Source organism: Aureisphaera sp. (assembly GCF_059726885.1).
Map to the genome: position 1 here is coordinate 3,753,172 of NZ_AP041051.1, position 18,357 is coordinate 3,771,528.

Consider the following 18,357-nt stretch of genomic DNA (forward strand, 5'->3'; position numbering starts at 1 on the left):
GGCTATTGGTACTTCTCGAACCAAGCCAACGTATGAGCCACTTTCGTTATTAGGTTGGAAGGTCTTGCAGCAATGCCGTGTGAGGCTTCAGGGATTTCTACCAACACGGTTTCAATTTTTCTAAGTTTCAGGGCGTGGTACAATTGTTTCGCTTCACTTGGCGGAGTGCGTAAATCGTTCATCCCTACCATAACCATGGTGGGCGTTTCCACATTCCCTACAAGTGATATGGGTGAAAATTTCCAATATCCTTCAAAATTCTCCCAGGGTTGTCCTGGATAGCGACTATTGGCATATCCATAATAATTATCTGCAACCAATGTCTTACTAATCCAGTTCATTACGGGCTTGGCAACTACAGCCGCTTTAAATTCATTAGTCTTACCAATAATCCATGCTGTCATGATTCCTCCAGCACTACCTCCGGTAACATACAATTTGTCCTTATCTACGACTCCCTTTTTAACCAACTCATGCACCCCATCCATTACATCGTTGTAATCCTGTCCCGGGTAATTATTGTACAATAGATTACCAAACTCTTCACCATAACTGGTACTACCGCGGGGATTAGGATAAAATACCACATAACCTGCAGCTGCATACAACTGAATCTCCGCCGAAAAGTGCGGCCCATAATTGAGGATAGGACCTCCATGGTTCTCTACCAAAAGTGGGTACTTTTTGTTGGCATCATAAGTAGGCGGATATACCACCCATCCTTGAATATCGCGATTATCATAGGTAGATTTATACCAAATCTCCTCTACCTTTCCCATTTTCCGGAAAGAAATAAGATCGTCATTAAGCGCTGTTAACAATTTGGGTTGTTTCGTCTTACGAGAAGTAATTGCCACGTCGGCAGGGCGATCAGTTTTGGATACCGTGTAGGCTATACTCCCATTTTTTGACACGGAAAAACTTCCACTGGCATAAGGTCTTCCCAAGGTAGTCCCTCCTACATTATCTACTATAACCTGTAGGTTCCCGTTGAGGTCCAAATAACCAATTTTGGTCAATCCTAAATCATTATATTGAATGTACATGCCTTTACTGTCGGATGCCCATTTGGCACTGGAAATACTCCTATCTATCCCTTTTGAAATTACCCGCTTGTTTTCTCCATTAGCCGCCATCACCTGAAGCTTTCGGGTCTGGTACGCTTGCACCTTATCTTCAAAACCAATGAAGGCAATCATACGTCCATCTGGGGATACTTTTGGTGCTCCATCCGGACCCGAACGTGACGTCAATGCCTCTATCCAACCCGTACGCGTATGCACCGAATATACCTCACTATTGCGAAAATCGTATTCCCAATTCTCACTTCTATTTGCAGAAAAATAAATTTTCTCACCATTTGGACTCCAAGACAAACCACCACCATGATTATAGTCACCCGAAGTCAACTGCCTTGCGGCCCCGCCTTCTGCCGAAATATTAAAAATGTGGGTGAAACCCGGTTTTAGATACCCAGCACCATCTGCTTCATGTTTTAATCGATCCGTTATTCTAGGACTCTCGGCCCATTTCGCCCCCTTAGGTTTTGCCGGCATTTTGGCAATCACTGGAGCACTTGTATTCACTTTCATAGTAAAAGCAATTTGGGTGCCGTCAGGCGACCAAGCTAAGTTAGAAGGTCCATTTTCCAGCTGTGTGAGCTTGGCTATACTTCCTGTTGCCGTCCAATACACATAAATCTCACTGCCTTGTCCCGAACTGCTTACAAAGGCAATTCTATCACCATTGGGAGACCATCTGGCCTGTCGTTCTCCACTTTCACGTGAGGTCAACTTATGGTGTATCTTCCTATCATCTGTACTTAATAACCAAAGCGATCCAGCGCTTCGATCTTTCATAATATCAAATCCCGTACGTCGGTAAACGACATATTCTCCATCCGGGGAAATCTGCGGATCACCTGCATACTCCAGATCGAATACATCCAGATAATCGAATTTTGGTTGTGTTTGTTGGCTCCATAGGGATAGGGATAGGAGGACTGTAAAAAGGGAAAGTAGGAACTTGTTCATAAAATAAATTTTTCAGAAAGCTAAAAGTACGAATTGAAAATGGGATAATAAAGAGCTGGATATTCTCGAAATTTTCTCATGTTTTTATAAACTATAGGAGACCCTTAACAAATACAAGCGCTATTTGTAGTATTTTTAGGTGTCCAAAAAAACAAAAAAATGCGCTATAAGCTAAAACCCATACATCTCTTATGGATCTTTGGAGCCACCCTCTCTGTGGTGCTTCATTTTTCGGATGAATTAACCCAGACCGAATTTTCAAATGACTGGGAAGAACTCAACAAACAATACCCTGGGGAATGGTTCTACAATGAACGTGCCTATCCCGATGGAATTATAAACGTGGAAGCTATTAAAAAGGCAGAATTGCAAGCAAAAGAAATTCTTGCCACGCGGCAGCCCATTGGAAATTGGGAGCTTAACGGCCCATTAAATACCGGTGGAAGAATAACCGATATTGCAATTTCACCCGATAATGATGATGTCTTTTATGCAGGAGCTGCCACTGGTGGAATTTTTAAAACAACAGATAGAGGTGTTTCTTGGGACCCTATTTTCGATCAGCAATCGAAACTTTCAATAGGTGATATTGCCATTGCCCCTTCTAACGCCAATACCTTATATGTAGGAACAGGAGAAGCCAATGCGAGTGTGAACACTGGAGCTTTCTTTGGAGATGGAGTTTATAAAACTACCGATGCTGGTGCTACCTGGTCCAATGTAGGGCTTCCAGAAAGTAATCATATTGGTCGCATTGTCGTAGATCCGAACGATGAAGATCGGGTTTTTGCGGCCGCCACTGGTAAATTATATGGTTACAATGCCGAGCGCGGAGTCTACAGAACAGAAGATGGTGGCGATAATTGGGAACAAGTATTACATATTACAGATTCTACTGCTGCGATAGATGTAGCCATGAATCCTTCGAATACCAATATTATTTTTGCTGCTATGTGGGAGCGCACCCGTAAACCTTGGCAAAGGGATTATGGCGGGGTTACTTCAGCCATCCATCGATCTATGGATGGAGGTGATACTTGGGAAGAATTGGGAGCTGCCCATGGATTGCCAGCACCAGACGCCCAAACTGGACGTATAGGATTGGCTGTTTCACAGTCAGATCCTTCTACTATTTATGCACGGTTCACCACCAATGAAATTACCAATACATTTAATGGACTCTATAAATCGACAGACAATGGAGACAATTGGACACTGGTAACCCTTACGGAAATTGACTTTGTAGATTCTTTCTTCGGATGGTATTTTGGAAACCTTCGTGTAAATCCTACCGATCCTGACCAAGTATATGTCTTAGGGCAACGATTATTCAGGACAGACAACAGCGGGAATTCTTGGAATGAAGTGGGTGGAATGCATGTAGATCATCATGCCATGGAATTTTCGAACAACGACGCTAATTTTATTCTGGCCGGGAATGACGGAGGACTTTATAAGTCTGAAAATGGAGGGGCTTCCTGGATACAATATACCAACTTACCGATTACACAGTTTTACAACATTGAAGTAGACTACTTGCAACCGGAACGATTGTATGGCGGAACGCAGGATAATAATACCATACGCACCATTACCGGAGGTCTAAGCGATTGGAACTCTATTTGGGGTGGGGATGGCTTCCATGTAAATGTGGATCCCGTTGACAACAATTTTATTTATGTGGAATCACAATTTGGTAACCTAGGACGTTCCACAAATGGAGGAGCCAGTTTCCAAGGAGCATTGGATGGTATCGATTTTAATGATCGTAACAATTGGAACACCCCTGTTATTATTTCCCCATTCGACAATGAAATTGTCTACTATGGAACCAATCGACTCTATAGTTCGAACCGAGCTGTATTCTGGTCAGCTATTAGCCCTGATTTAACCGATGGGCCCCATCCTAGTGGTGCTACGAGTTACGGAACCCTTACGTCCATTGGCCCCTCTCATTTAAACACAAATACAATCTATACCGGAAGCGACGACGGAAATGTAAATGTAACTTTCGATGGAGGAGCCACTTGGAACAATATTAGCGCAGGTCTCCCAGATAGGTATATTACTTCCATTGCCGTTTCCCCATCCGATGATCTAACCGCTTATGTGGGGCTATCGGGTTATCAGTTGTTGGATTACGACCCTCACATTTTTAAGACTACAGATGGCGGGCAGAATTGGGTCCCTGTGGCAGGAAACTTACCTAGTATTCCTGTAAATGATATTTTAGTGAATAGTTCGGAAACCACATTATATGCGGCAACAGACCTCAATGTTTGGTACTCCGAAGACGACGGTACTACTTGGACGATCCTAGGTGATAATTTACCCCTCACGCTTACGAGGGACCTCAAACTGCATGAGCCCACAAACACCCTCTATGCTGGTACGTATGGCCGTTCCATGCATAGTTTCGATCTTACCCAAGTATTAGGCACCGAAGACCTTACTGGTTTTGAAGATACCGTGATCGCATACCCTGTTCCTGCCTCGAACGAAATTAAACTTCAGCATTCCGTAGCTCAAAACGGTAGTATCGAATTATTCGATATGTCTGGAAGAAATGTGAAACAACTGTACCATGGGGATCTTTCACAATCTGCAGGCACTTCATTTTCGATAGCCGAGCTGCCCAGTGGAATTTACTTTGTTCAAATTCGGTCTGGAAATCAGAAAGTTTCACGGAGGATTGTAAAGCAATAAATGGATGTATCTGCGGCTATAACTTCCCTTAAAAGGCATGGGTTTGCCATTATACCGGGATTCTATTCCGATTCAGAATTAAAGAAAGTTGCCGATTGTTTAAAAAGCAAGGGGAAGCAAAATACTCATGAAGATTCAAAAAGTCTATTTGCCATTAGGCAATTGCTGCATAACATCCCAGAGCTAAAGTCTTTGTTATCTACTAACAACCTGAAGAAATTGCTCGCAGAATTCTCTGAAAAGCCCCTCTATTTAACAAAAGCTATTTATTTCGATAAGCCAAAAGCTTCTAATTGGTTTGTTCCTTACCATCAAGATTTAAGCATCTCCGTGAAAAATAAAGTAGAACTGGATGGTTATACCAATTGGACTTTCAAAAAAGGCCAGTATGGGGTAATACCTCCCCAAGTTATTTTAGAGGATACCTTAACCGTTCGCATTCATTTGGACGATACATATTCCGAAAATGGAGCTTTAAAGGTTCTTCCAAAATCCCATCTCAAAGGAATCCAAAGGAGCGACAAATTAGGAATAAGTCAGGAAAGCGAAGTGGTTTGCGAAGTTCCTAAAGGTGGTGTCATGCTAATGCAACCCTTAACCATGCATGCCTCGCACAGAACAACCAATGGCAAACGACGAAGAGTGATTCATTTGGAGTTTTGCTCTCGTGCTCTTGACAAACCGTTAGAGTGGTTAGAGGGTTAAGAATTTGAAATAACGGAAGACTGAAAAAGGAATCCTATAATATTTGTAACATTTCTGAAGCTTCCTTTAACTCCTTAAAGTTGGGATGTATTACAGGATCGGATACCCGCTCATGTTCCCAAGTAGTGTGAAATGGAATGTGAAATGCATGCCCTCCAATTTCTAACACCGGGAGAATGTCACTTTTCACACTATTCCCGATCATTAAAAACTCTCCAGGGAATATATCCAAGTGATTTACAAGCTTTTGGTAATGTTTAGGCTGTTTATCGCTCACAATTTCGATGTGGTGAAAATAGGGTTCCAGGCCTGATTTAATCAATTTCCTCTCCTGATCTAACAGATCCCCTTTAGTAGCCATCACCAGTCGGTACTTAGTCGATAGGTACTTCAAGGTCTGTTCTATTCCATCAATGAGTTGGATAGGCGCTTCCAACATGCGTTTTCCAATCCCTATGATTTCCGTAATAATTTCGTTGGGTACTTTTCCATCCGAAAACGTAATGGCAGCTTCAATTAGCGAGAGTGTAAAAGGCTTTATACCATAACCATACATGGGAAGGTTTTTCATTTCCATGTCGAACAGACGACGATTGCACTCCTCCTCATCAATAAAATCTTTCAAGAGTGCACAAAATTCCAATTCGGCATCGCGAAATAGAGTTTCGTTTACCCAAAGGGTATCATCTGCATCGAAGGCTATGGCTTTAATATTTGAGAACGACATTAACGTATCAATTTTTTGTATTTGATTCGTTTTGGCAACAAATCCCCACCCAATCGTTTCTTTTTGTTTTCTTCATAATCGCTAAATCCGCCTTCAAAGAAGTATACTTGGCTATCCCCTTCAAAAGCAAGGATATGGGTACAAATTCTGTCCAGGAACCAACGATCATGACTAATTACCACAGCACAACCAGCAAAATTTTCCAACCCTTCTTCCAAGGCTCGAAGCGTATTCACATCTAAATCGTTGGTTGGCTCATCCAATAATAGCACATTGCCTTCTTCTTTTAACGTCATAGCCAAATGTAGACGGTTTCGTTCCCCACCAGAAAGCATAGAAACCTTTTTGTTCTGTTCGCTACCACTAAAGTTGAATCTACTTAAATACGCCCTAGAATTTATTTGACGACCACCCATCATGACCAATTCCTGCCCATCGCTAAAGTTTTCCCAAATCGTCTTGTTGGGATCTATATTGGAGTGCGCCTGATCTACATAGGCCAATTTGGCCGTCTCCCCTACCTCAAATGAACCTTTGTCGGGTTCTAGCTCATCCATAATCATCTTAAAAATGGTCGTCTTACCTGCTCCATTTGGACCAATGATTCCAACGATTCCGGCTTGTGGTAAATTGAAATTGAGGTCCTCATATAGCAGTTTCTCGCCAAAAGCTTTAGAAACTCCTTTGGCTTCTATCACATTGGTACCCAGTCTTGGGCCATTGGGTATGTAGATTTCCAGTTTTTCGTCCAGTTGTTTCTGGTCCTGGCTCATCAATTTTTCGTAGTTCTGTAAACGGGCTTTCTGCTTGGTTTGTCTTCCTTTTGGTGCCATTCTAACCCATTCCAACTCACGTTCTAGCGTTTTCTGTCGTTTACTGGCCTGTTTCTGTTCTTGTGCCAGTCGTTTCGATTTCTGATCCAACCAAGAAGAATAATTCCCTTTCCAAGGAATTCCTTCCCCACGATCTAATTCCAAAATCCAACCAGCTACATTGTCCAAGAAATAACGGTCATGCGTTACTGCAATCACGGTGCCTTTGTACTGAGCCAAATGATGCTCTAACCAATTTACACTTTCGGCATCTAAATGGTTGGTAGGCTCATCCAGCAGCAACACGTCGGGTTCCTGTAATAACAATCTGCACAGTGCTACACGTCTTCGGTCCCCACCGGAAAGTACATTTATAGGTGTGTCGGCCTCTGGGGTACGCAAGGCATCCATTGCAATTTCCAGCTTAGTGTCCAATTCCCAAGCATTTGTTGCATCAATCTTATCTTGAAGTTTGGCTTGTTTGTCCATTAGCTCTTGCATCTTGTCTGCATTCTCATAGACCTCGGGTAAGCCAAACATGTCATTTATTTTATTGTACTCGTCCAGCACATCCACTACTTCCTGAACCCCTTCCTTTACAATGTCGATAACGGTTTTCTCCTCGTCCAATTGCGGTTCCTGCTCCAAATATCCAACAGTATACCCAGGAGAAAACACTACGTCCCCTTGGTAATTTTTTTCGACCCCAGCGATGATTTTAAGCAAGGTAGATTTACCACTTCCGTTAAGTCCCAAAATACCAATCTTGGCACCATAGAAAAAACTCAGGTAAATATTTTTAAGTACAGGGGTCTGGGCATTTTGGAATGTTTTGGTAACCCCAGACATAGAAAAGATTACTTTCTTATCGTCGGACATAGTAAGGTAAATTAGTGGTTAGTAGTGAAATTATACGCGGCCTTTTAAAGCATTAAACACCCATGCAATAGCAAAGAATCCAATACCCACGGCTGCGAAGCCCCATCCGGCTACATCGTCATATTTAAAGGCTCCCAAGGCAATTAAAGCGCAGCCTACAACAATCATTATAAAGGTGGCCCATGCAAGGACCGTATTTTTATTCATCATATTTTTAAAATTTTGGCATTCCTCCTTTTGCTATGCCTGAGTAGCTTCAGTAGGACAGGCTTTCCGCTATATCCTCTGTGCAATGATTCAATAACATAAACTTTTTTGCATAAAGGAATACCACTTCAATCCCTAACGCAAATATCGTTAATAAATCCTTTATTTGAGAAGTGAAACCATAGCACTTTCGTATTTTTGAAAAAACATTGCATATAATGGACATCAACTTCAATAAAAACGAAGACCATAACAAACTCTTACTCTCAGATTTACGAAGAAAACTTAACAAGGTAAAGCAAGGGGGTGGCCCAAAAAGAATTGAAAAACATCATGCCAAAGGTAAGATGACGGCCCGCGAACGCATCGCATACCTCTTAGATGATAAAAAACCATCTATAGAAATTGGAGCTTTCGCAGGTGAAGGAATGTACGAAGAACATGGTGGATGTCCCAGTGGTGGTGTGGTGGTTAAAATAGGCTATGTACAAGGGAAACAATGTATTGTAGTTGCCAATGACGCCACTGTTAAGGCAGGGGCTTGGTTTCCCATAACTGGGAAGAAAAACCTGAGAGCCCAGGAAATTTCAATAGAGAACAAATTACCCATTATTTATTTGGTGGACAGTGCTGGGGTTTACCTACCCATGCAGGATGAAATTTTTCCGGACAAGGAACACTTTGGGCGTATTTTTAGGAACAATGCCGTAATGAGCAGTATGGGAATTACCCAAATATCTGCCGTTATGGGAAGTTGTGTAGCCGGAGGTGCATACCTCCCTATTATGAGCGACGAAGCATTAATTGTAGATAAAACTGGAAGCATTTTCTTAGCAGGTAGTTATTTGGTGAAAGCCGCTATCGGGGAAACCATAGATAATGAAACCCTCGGGGGAGCTACTACGCATTGTGAAATTAGTGGGGTAACAGACTATAAAGCCAAGGACGACAAGGATGCATTGGATACCATAAAGAACATTATCTCAAAAATTGGGGATTATGACAAAGCAGGTTTCAATAGAATAACACCCGAAAACCCGGCTGACAAGCCCGAGGAAATCTTCGGAATATTACCTAAATCCAGAGCCGATCAGTATGATATGCGCGAAATCGTAAAGCGATTGGTCGATGGTGGAAAGTTTGAAGAATACAAGGAAGGCTATGGTAAAACGATATTAACAGGCTATGCGCGTATCGATGGATGGGCAGTGGGTATTGTTGCCAACCAACGAAAATTAGTGAAGACCAAGAAGGGGGAAATGCAATTTGGTGGTGTAATCTACAGTGATAGCGCCGATAAGGCGACGCGATTTATTGCTAATTGCAATCAGAAAAAAATTCCGTTGGTGTTCTTGCAGGATGTAACGGGATTCATGGTTGGAAGCAAGAGTGAGCATGGTGGTATTATTAAGGACGGTGCTAAGATGGTAAATGCAGTGAGCAATAGTGTAGTGCCCAAGTTTACCATTGTTATAGGAAACTCATACGGTGCTGGTAATTATGCCATGTGCGGTAAAGCGTACGATCCAAGGTTAATAGCAGCGTGGCCCAGCGCAGAATTAGCAGTGATGAGTGGAAACAGCGCAGCCAAGGTGCTGTTGCAGATAGAAACAGCTTCATTGAAAAAGGAAGGGAAGGAAATTACACCGGAAGTAGAAAAAGAACTCTACGATAAAATTAAGGCTCGTTATGACCACCAAATTTCGCCTTACTATGCAGCCTCTAGAATTTGGACCGATGCCGTGATCGATCCTATGGATACCCGTACATGGATTTCTATGGGGATTGAAGCTGCGGACCATGCACCTATTGAAAAACCTTTTAATTTGGGGGTCATACAAGTATAATATGTGGCCTTTGTCGAACAGGGGAAAAGCCCGTACCGCCAAGGAATGGGGTAATGAAATTTTGGTTTTCTCAGTCCTTCTTTTTACTGTTAATTTGCTATTTATTTGGAAGCTAAATTCAGATGATTGGGGCATGAACTTCACTATAGGACCTGACTTCGACCCTATACACAGTCTTTGGGGTTTTATTTTTTCATATTACACTCCATTTGTAATTGGCGTTGTTATGTATAGCATAGCTTTATTTTTCTGTGGATTCTATCTTCGTAAGCACAAAGAAAGGACAAGTATATTTCTCATTCCGATGAGTATTTTGGGCGTCCTTTCATTAACTGCTTTTATTGCCATTGCAATGATTGAACTAAACTGGTTCCCAGTACTTATAGCGTTTCGTATAGTGCTGTTAATTGTTCTTTTGTTTTTCGTGAATTATATGTATCACCTGATTTCTTTTTTAAGAAAGTCAAAGGTATAGGGGTTGCACAATTGCTAAAACCTGTATAGAATAGTCCAACTAATATTTCGTATCTTCAAGAAGAACTTGAAAAGATTAAAAACTTGAAATTCCTATCTTCAAAAACCGTTATACGCACCAAAAACTTTGAAGCCTCGAAAGCATTTTATATGGATATAATGCAACTTGATCTGTATGAATCTTATGATGATGGCGATGGTTCACGTGGTATCATTCTTCGTATTGGAGATGAAAACAGTAATGCACTTCTTGAAATTTCAGAAATCAAGGGTTTTCATGAATACCATCAAAAGGCCTTTGATAAAAAATTTGGCAGCAATAAAGCTGGAATTCAGATACGAACAGATGATGTTCAATATTGGGCCGATCGCTTGAAACAGGAGAATTGGTCTGCCCGAGGGCCCGTGCTAAGACCATGGGGTTCACAGTATCTTTATCTTAGGGATCCAGATGGGCTTCAAATCATCATCTATCAGGAGAAAAATTAATTCAATTTACGTTTCTTCCTCAACCCAATATTCGAAAACACCTGATTTTCAATAGGTAACAATTGACAATTGCTTGGATATATCTATAAAAAAGAAAAGCAATCTAAATCAATTGTTATGAAAAATTCAGCAAAATTAAGTAGCAAGCTACTTGCAAAACTACATTTCATGATCGCTATTTTGTTCATGGGGTTTGGCGCTTATGCGCAAGAAAAAGAATTGAACTTACGACTTATCACTCCCGAAGTGGTCGCCCAAGGGCAGTCCTTTACAGGAACGGTAGGAGAAGAAACCGAAAATGGCTTTATTCCTTTAAAAAAAGGGAGTCAGATACAAGTAATGGGAACCATCGTGGATGTGGGATCTCAAGGAAAAGTGGAAATACCAAGTTGTCAGGAAGCATCTGGCACCTTCCCATTGTTGGCAGAATTGGTTTCCTTAGCCGGAAATACCACACCCACTACGTACACAATTAGGTCTAACGCGGCAACTTTTATTCCGATCTCCAACACAGCAACTCCTAACATAGAAATCTGGAATACCCCAGATATTGTAAGGTCAGGGGAATTGATCACGGTACAAGGTACTAACATGGATGCCCTAACCAATGAAGTTTTGGAAAGTACTTCAGGAAATACCGTTTCATTAACCGAAATTTCCTCTTCCTATTTCGAATCGCAATACTTGGTTTCTGGCGATTTTCCTGAAGGGGATTATTATTTTTCAGCACAAGATGCTTCTGGGGAAATTCATTTATCTGATGAGGTATCGGTAAACCCGACCATCGAAATGCAAGGGCCTGCGCTAAAAAACGTAGGACAACGTGGAAAAATCACCTTAAAAACCAATGTAGACGGTATCATCATTTTATCGGGTGGCCTTCCGGTAATTGAGTTACGCCCCATTAGTGATGCCATACGGCCCCTGGAAGATGGTAGTTATCAAATTTTGGTAGAAGCCGGGAAAACTATAAAGATTCCGTTTAGGGCGCGACAAGTGGGTCAATATAGTGTAACAGCAAATATGTATTCCGAGGACAGTTTACCTGAAGCACTGAACAATGGCGAGGTATCAATCAATGAAACAATCATAGAAACCTCTTATGATGAGGCAAATAACGAAACTACTATTTCTTCAGAAGTAGATATCATTTCCGAAAATGGAACTCCCCTATCCAATACTCCTGTAGACGGTGTTCTAACTCACCCATATGGTGTGGAATATATTTCGACCACAACCCATGAAACCGGGACAGTTATTATAAATACGGTAGTCCCAGGGCAAATTTCCAAGGAATTGATTTCATTTTATCCGCTTCAGATTGTAGGACATACCCTTGCCCAAGAGGATGTTCAACAGAACTGCAAGGAACAACCTCTAAAAGTGGATGAAGCGTTGGTAGAAGAGCTAGCAAAAATCCTCGAAGAACAAGAGAGTATTTGGGGCACCTATGGCAATATATGCGGTACAGGACTGCTGGAAATTGCAAGAAGTGATCCTCAGGCCTATGCTAATCTTACCGATGTTAGGCAGCAGATCCGTTTATGGTTACAGGAGCTTATAAATCAAACAGGAGATGAACAAGAAAATGATGATTTCGAATTCGATGAGGCCATGCGGGAAATCTATGAGGCCAACAAAGAGATCTGGGGTAATTATTCCGGTATCTGTGGAAGCGGTCTTTTAGAATGGGCAAGACAGGACCCTGAAGGATACGCCAAATTCTTGGAATTTGAAAAACAGGTAGAAACATGGTTAGAAAAGGTTGATGATCAAGTAGATGGACAAATGGATATTGATGAAGATTTCCTCGAAATTTACAAGGCAAATAAAAAAATGTGGGGCAACTATCAGGGTATTTGCGGTACAGCGCTATGGGAAATGTCTCAATTGTATCCCGATCTATATAAAGAGTTTCTTGAGAACGAAAAGCGTATAGAGGAAGCCATTAATGCTTCAGAAACACCGGATGATGAGGATAAGGATGACGACGGTACCGAAGACGGAGAAGAAGCCATTCAAGAAGAAGTTCAGGAAAAAATTGAAAATCCTGACGCTCCCGAATTTAAGGACGAAAGGATCACACGGGCTTTCGAATCGGATAACGTAGAGCCGTACCGTACCATTACCATTCGTTTGGGTGGTGTTGAGGCAGGAATTACCAAGGTTGGTGATTACTACTTCATGACGGAGAAAAAATCTACGGCATTAGATCCTGAGACCAATACTACCGTTTCTTTCTTCGACTTTACCAAAGGCGAAGTAATTGAAGGGGAGTTGTGGTATGCAATCTATCTTATTTCGCTTACCAAAAGCCCATTAAACCTGATTTCACGAATGGTAGATAGTGCGGAATCCTTGGGGAAACATTATCTCGACGAACTCATGACAGATATGAGGGAAAATGACAATCCCGCCATTGTTATCGATATACCTAGCGATGTATTGCTATTGATGCAATTCACGGTTTCCTTCGAAATGGCCGCCATGCCACAATTGGGAGATCATATTAGATCTGCTCAAGATCACTTTGACAAGGCACTAGAAGCTGCTGAAAAAGGTGATTGGATGCAAGCTTGGTGGGAACTAAACCAAGCAGAATTTGATATGGCAATGCTCGCTTTAGAACTATGGCCAGGAGGATCATCGGGTAAAGGAGTGGTTAAGGGTGGTAGAACATTGGGAACACCATTGGTTGAAGCCTCCACAGTTACAGGCAGAAAAGTGGATGAAATACTCGATGCCATGAGAACTGCAGCCAAGAATGAAACCAATTCGGACATTGCCACCGCCATTTCAAAAAAAGCGGACGAGTTGGAGAACATGGCTTCTCAATCATCTCAGATCCGTAGAGCGTTCGATATTGGAACGCCCAGACCTACCAATATGGCTACGGCGGCCAAAGACAAGAAGTCTCTTGAAGAATTCTTTGGTGCGGATAATGTACAGAAATTGGGAAGGAGAAAGGAAAGTAATGTCTTGGTAGTTACAGCTAAAGGTCCGGATGGGTCTGATGTGAAACAAGTCTGGGTTCGTCCAGAATACACCGATTACAAAAAGGCCTATAAAGACGTACATGGCGAAGTACCAGAAGGGATGGATATAGATCATGTGCAAAGTAGGACACGTGCGGGACAACAAGGATATGGTTATGTGTTAGTGATGGCCGTAGATTCCAAATCCAACCGTACATGGGGTTCTACCATAGAAAAAGGTACGGTACAAATGGGGAGAGCAGGACATATAAACCCAAATGGAACACCTACCATTAAAATGATCGATCAATTTCAATGGTGGAAACTCTTGCGAATTACACCGGATATGGTGAAAGATCAATTATTGAATAATCTAAAAAAAGCAAAGAATCAATAAAACAGGATATCGGCCGAAGATTTTCGGCCGTTTTTATTATACCAAGCTTTAATTTGGATTTTATTTGGAAGTCAGTAACTTGCTATCCTCACCCTCAATATATGAACGATAGCAACCTTACCTCATCGAAACCCCTTCCTTTTTACTATTTATTGTTGCTCATTATAGCAGGCGAGGCTGTTTTCATTTTGCCTTTTGTCCTTGCCCGGGTATTTCGTCCTACGGTATTGGAAGCTTTTCAGCTTACAAATACCGAATTAGGATTATGCTATTCAGTTTATGGGTTAGTGGCCCTTCCCGCCTATTTATTGGGTGGCCCGCTAGCCGATAGGTTTCCACCGCGTAAACTTATCGCCATAGCCTTATGGACGACAGCACTGGGGGGACTGGTGTATGCCTCATATCCCTCTACCACGGTTTTAAAGTTTCTTTATGGTTATTGGGGTCTCACGACCATTTTTCTATTCTGGGCTGCCATGATAAAAGCAACAAGGGTCTGGGGTGGAAACGATTCACAGGGCAAGGCGTTTGGGTTTTTAGATGGAGGACGGGGCTTAGTGGGTGCCTGTTTTGGGCTCCTTGGTGTTATCATTTTTTCCTTATTCGCAACGGGCAATCTTGAGGACATTCAATTTGAAGAGAGGAAAGAAGCTTTCAAGTATGTTGTATGGGTTTCTGCCGCTATAGTTGCTCTCGTTGGAATTCTAGTGTGGTTTTTTCTAAAATCCAATCGTAACGAAAAAGAAATACTGGTCGAACGTATCACAATGAAAGAAGTTGTCATGCTTTTGAAAATACCTTCGGTATGGTTGCTTATGATTATTATTTTATGCGCCTATGTAGGCTATAAAATAACCGATATCTTCTCACAATATGCCAATGAGGTGATGAACTACAATGAAGTAGATTCTGCCAAGGTGGGTACCTTTCTTCTCTTTATACGACCCTTTGTCGGTATCTTCATAGGTTTTATAGCAGATCGAAGCCGTGTGACTCTTTGGCTAACCATTAGCTTTCTCTTAAGTATATTTGGAGCAGTTCTCTTTGCCATGGGCTTTATAGCCCCAACGACTACTGCCCTATTTTTCCTATCCGTATTAATTACTGCCTCAGGTATTTATGCCGCGCGCTCCCTCTATTTTGCCACCATGAAAGAAGGAAAAATTCCACTGGTCTTGACCGGAACCGCAGTAGGCCTTATCTCACTAGTAGGATATACCCCGGATATCTTTGCAGGAGCGGCTATGGGTTATTTACTGGATGGAACTCCCGGAATGGGTGGCCATCAAAATGTATTTTGGATGCTTACATGCTTTTCAGCCGTAGGTGGAATAGCTTCATTTATTTTCTGGAGATGGAGTGCCAAATCGAAAAGCGAAAACAATTAACTTCTGTATTTCACTAAAAATGAGTATCTTATGATTTAAAATCAATACTTTTAAATCATGGGAACAATAAAAAGTCTTAATAAATGGGCTAATGCCCATACCTATTATCCCTTGGATTTTTTGCGGATTGCATTAGGAGCCTTTCTGGTGGTGAAAGCTTTCAACTTTATGGGAAATACACTGGAATTGCTTGAACTTATTAAACCGATGCAAAGTTTGGTAGGAGAAATGATCGCCATTCACTTTGTGGTACCTGCTCATTTTATTGGTGGATTATTAATCGTGTTTGGTTTGTTGACCCGATGGGCTTGTATTGCTCAACTCCCTATCTTAATCGGTGCAATACTCATTAATTTTACGGGTGAAATGAACACTGGAAATCTCATTTTAGCAAGCGTAGCACTGCTATTATGTGTATTCTTTACCTTTTATGGTTCTGGAAGGCACTCTATGGATAAATACTTAAAAATGTATCAGTAATTACCAGGAAATAGGTTTTATGGCCTCTTGGCGACCATTTACATACCTAAATCCATTTTCTCCATAGAAGCCCGCTTCTTCGAGCATGATGCGAATGTCTTTGTTCCACTCGGTAATGGAGACCGTCGTATTCAATTCTATGGCATATACCGTATTTGGATATAAGGGGTAATCCCCAGTTCCTGGTACCCCGCCTTGTGAATCCCACATGCCTATGGTCGGGCCTGCACTATGTCCATAGGTTCCCAAAGGATGTGTATAAATAGAAGGACGCATTCCTTCTTGTTTCCCTTCGGTCAAGGACTTCAGCAAAATCTCATTCCCTGTCTTTCCAGTTTCGAAATTTCCCGTGAAAATATCCTGTATTCGATTCCCCTTGGCGAAAGCATTCACTAAAAAGTCCGGCACCTCTTTTTCCTCTTCCTTTAATACATATGCGTGTTGTTGACAGTCGGTATTCAAACCAATATAGGTAATACCGAAATCACAATGCAGCAAATCTCCGGGTATGATTAACTTGTCCTTTTCCCCTTTGGAAAATGAATAAATATGACTTTTAAGTTCCTCGTTGCTCCGCTGAATATCAATGGTAGGGTGAAACCAGGTTTCCAATCCCAAATCGGTAACTTTCTGACGCATCCACCACACAACGTCATCGGTGGTTGTTTGTCCGGGTGTTATCACTTTACTACTGAAGGCTTCATCGATGATCGTATGAGTTACCTCAACCAAGGTGTTGTAAAGCTCCATCTCCCTTTGGGTGCGGGTTTCTATCCAACCTATGGCCAGCTTCTCCGCGGACACTAATTTTTCTTCCCATTGTTGCGGCAATGCCTGTTTCAGCTCTTCCAGATCCGTATGCACCAAACCGTCGGCTATACCGAAGTTCTCGGAAATATTGATGCCGATAGAATTGGGATTTCTTTCTTCAATAATTTCAACGAGTCTTGCCCATTGGTCGGGTTGTTTCTCCTTATCCCAAGCTGAGACAATGTTTTCACCTACATCGTATCTGGCCACAGCCAGTTTGTCAATTCGGTTTTCACTCTTGTTACGGTAAAACACCAAGATGGTTCGGCGCCTTGCATTGAGCCATTTAGCGGGCAACATCGTACGCATCACTGGATCTTCATTGTATTCCCTCGAAATAACCAGCCACATATCGATTCCTGTACGATCCATCAATTCCGGTAATACGTTGTTAAACCGATCGGCCAAAAGTTCATCTTTTAATGTGGCCCGCTCCCTTTCGGTAAGTATTTGGGAGGATAGGGTCGTACAAACCAGGACAAATAGTAACGCTAGGTATCTCATTTAGGTAAATTTTCCTAAAAATACACAATTAACCAAAAATAGGGAACCGCATAAACGATTCCCTACGCCCCAATCAATGGCTAGGAGTGCCTAGCGCATTTTCAATTACAAGCTTTACCTATTTGCATAAGGTCCCGTTTTTGTGCTAATCACAACTACACCATTCCTCCCTTGGGAGCCATACATATTGGTCGCGGCCAACCCCTTTAATACTTTGACACTGGCAATATTATTGGGATCAATATCAAATGATCGGTTAGTACCCAAGTCCCCGCAAACTACATTACCGGGGTTCGTAATTTGCGTATCATAAGGAACACCATCTATGACGTACAACGGATGATTACTGCCATTTATTGAACTCAACCCGCGTATAACCACCGAATTAGTTGAGCCTACGAATCCCGTCTGGGGGCGTACCCTGATACCGGCTGTTTTACCTTCAATAATCCTTGAAAAGTCACTTTGCGGGCTCTCGGCTATTTGGGATCCGCAAATTGTGGATACCGAATATCCCTGGGCTTTTTTCTCGGCAAAACCACCAGTTACTCTAGCTATAATGGAGGCGTTGTCCCTCTCCATTTTTAAATCTATAGGGTTTTTATCTTCCACTTTAATCATTAGCGAATGATAACCCGCATGACTAAATACTAGGTGCTGACCGACTTCGGCTTCAATTGTATACATACCTTCTTCGTCAGTATGGGTTTCGTTACCCGTTTCAGCAACTAATACTTTTGCATTTGCAAAGGGTTCGTTGTTCTCGTCAGTAACATAGCCTTCAACCTGTATTTGTTGCCCAAAAGTGCTTGAAATACAAAAGGCTAACATTAGTGTAATAATGAATGCTTTCATATGAATTGGATTTATGGTTAATGATGTCTGAAGCTAGAAAGAACAGCCCTCATTTGAAAGTATGAATGA

13 protein-coding genes are annotated in these 18,357 nt (G+C 41.8%); 7 read left to right on the plus strand and 6 right to left on the minus strand.

Going from position 1 to position 18,357, the window contains the following annotated elements; genetic code table 11:
• Window positions 1–2: 2 nt before the first annotated feature.
• Window positions 3–2,033 carry a prolyl oligopeptidase family serine peptidase gene (locus AC6JAD_RS16860; RefSeq protein ID WP_461303782.1) on the minus strand — a complete coding sequence of 677 codons (2,031 nt, stop codon included), beginning with the start codon at window positions 2,031–2,033 and terminating at the stop codon, window positions 3–5.
• Window positions 2,034–2,192: 159 nt separating this feature from the next.
• On the opposite strand from AC6JAD_RS16860, the gene AC6JAD_RS16865 reads away from it, so the two are divergent.
• Together AC6JAD_RS16865 and AC6JAD_RS16870 are read left to right on the plus strand one after the other, a co-directional pair.
• The gene (locus AC6JAD_RS16865) at window positions 2,193–4,739 is read left to right on the plus strand and encodes a VPS10 domain-containing protein (protein ID WP_461303781.1); all 2,547 of its coding nucleotides are present in this window, start codon (window positions 2,193–2,195) and stop codon (window positions 4,737–4,739) included.
• On the plus strand, window positions 4,740–5,444 hold the full coding sequence (locus AC6JAD_RS16870; protein WP_461303780.1) for a phytanoyl-CoA dioxygenase family protein: 705 nt from the start codon (window positions 4,740–4,742) through the stop codon (window positions 5,442–5,444). It abuts the gene before it with no gap.
• Between the two features lie 34 nt (window positions 5,445–5,478).
• Here the strand turns inward: AC6JAD_RS16870 and AC6JAD_RS16875 are convergent, their stop codons facing one another.
• Genes AC6JAD_RS16875 through AC6JAD_RS16885 form a run of 3 tightly spaced genes read right to left on the minus strand, consistent with a single transcriptional unit; the run spans window position 5,479 to window position 8,069 of the window.
• Entirely contained in the window at window positions 5,479–6,171 is a 693-nt protein-coding gene (locus AC6JAD_RS16875) for an HAD family hydrolase (RefSeq protein WP_461303779.1), read from the minus strand.
• On the minus strand, window positions 6,171–7,862 hold the full coding sequence (gene ettA, locus AC6JAD_RS16880) for an energy-dependent translational throttle protein EttA (protein ID WP_497865781.1): 1,692 nt from the start codon (window positions 7,860–7,862) through the stop codon (window positions 6,171–6,173). The genes AC6JAD_RS16875 and ettA overlap by 1 nt, the downstream gene beginning before the upstream one ends.
• Window positions 7,863–7,892: 30 nt before the next feature.
• The gene (locus tag AC6JAD_RS16885; RefSeq protein ID WP_461304010.1) at window positions 7,893–8,069 is read right to left on the minus strand and encodes a CAL67264 family membrane protein; all 177 of its coding nucleotides are present in this window, start codon (window positions 8,067–8,069) and stop codon (window positions 7,893–7,895) included.
• 218 nt (window positions 8,070–8,287) lie between these two features.
• Between AC6JAD_RS16885 and AC6JAD_RS16890 the strand changes: the two genes are divergently transcribed.
• From AC6JAD_RS16890 to AC6JAD_RS16910, 5 genes are all read left to right on the plus strand, one after another.
• On the plus strand, window positions 8,288–9,916 hold the full coding sequence (locus tag AC6JAD_RS16890; RefSeq protein ID WP_461303777.1) for an acyl-CoA carboxylase subunit beta: 1,629 nt from the start codon (window positions 8,288–8,290) through the stop codon (window positions 9,914–9,916).
• A gap of 558 nt (window positions 9,917–10,474) precedes the next feature.
• Window positions 10,475–10,879, plus strand: coding sequence for a VOC family protein (locus AC6JAD_RS16895; RefSeq protein ID WP_461303776.1), 405 nt, complete (start codon window positions 10,475–10,477; stop codon window positions 10,877–10,879).
• 117 nt (window positions 10,880–10,996) lie between these two features.
• A complete protein-coding gene (locus AC6JAD_RS16900; protein WP_461303775.1) occupies window positions 10,997–14,251 on the plus strand; it encodes a hypothetical protein in 3,255 nt (1,084 codons plus the stop codon).
• 101 nt (window positions 14,252–14,352) lie between these two features.
• The gene (locus AC6JAD_RS16905; protein ID WP_461303774.1) at window positions 14,353–15,639 is read left to right on the plus strand and encodes an MFS transporter; all 1,287 of its coding nucleotides are present in this window, start codon (window positions 14,353–14,355) and stop codon (window positions 15,637–15,639) included.
• Between the two features lie 57 nt (window positions 15,640–15,696).
• Window positions 15,697–16,119: a DoxX family protein gene (locus tag AC6JAD_RS16910; RefSeq protein ID WP_461303773.1), complete on the plus strand. Its 423-nt coding sequence runs from the start codon at window positions 15,697–15,699 to the stop codon at window positions 16,117–16,119.
• Here AC6JAD_RS16910 and AC6JAD_RS16915 read toward each other — a convergent pair whose 3' ends face one another.
• On the minus strand, window positions 16,120–17,433 hold the full coding sequence (locus tag AC6JAD_RS16915) for a M24 family metallopeptidase (RefSeq protein ID WP_461303772.1): 1,314 nt from the start codon (window positions 17,431–17,433) through the stop codon (window positions 16,120–16,122).
• 114 nt (window positions 17,434–17,547) lie between these two features.
• On the minus strand, window positions 17,548–18,288 hold the full coding sequence (locus AC6JAD_RS16920) for a TonB-dependent receptor plug domain-containing protein (RefSeq protein WP_461303771.1): 741 nt from the start codon (window positions 18,286–18,288) through the stop codon (window positions 17,548–17,550).
• Window positions 18,289–18,357 lie beyond the last annotated feature (69 nt).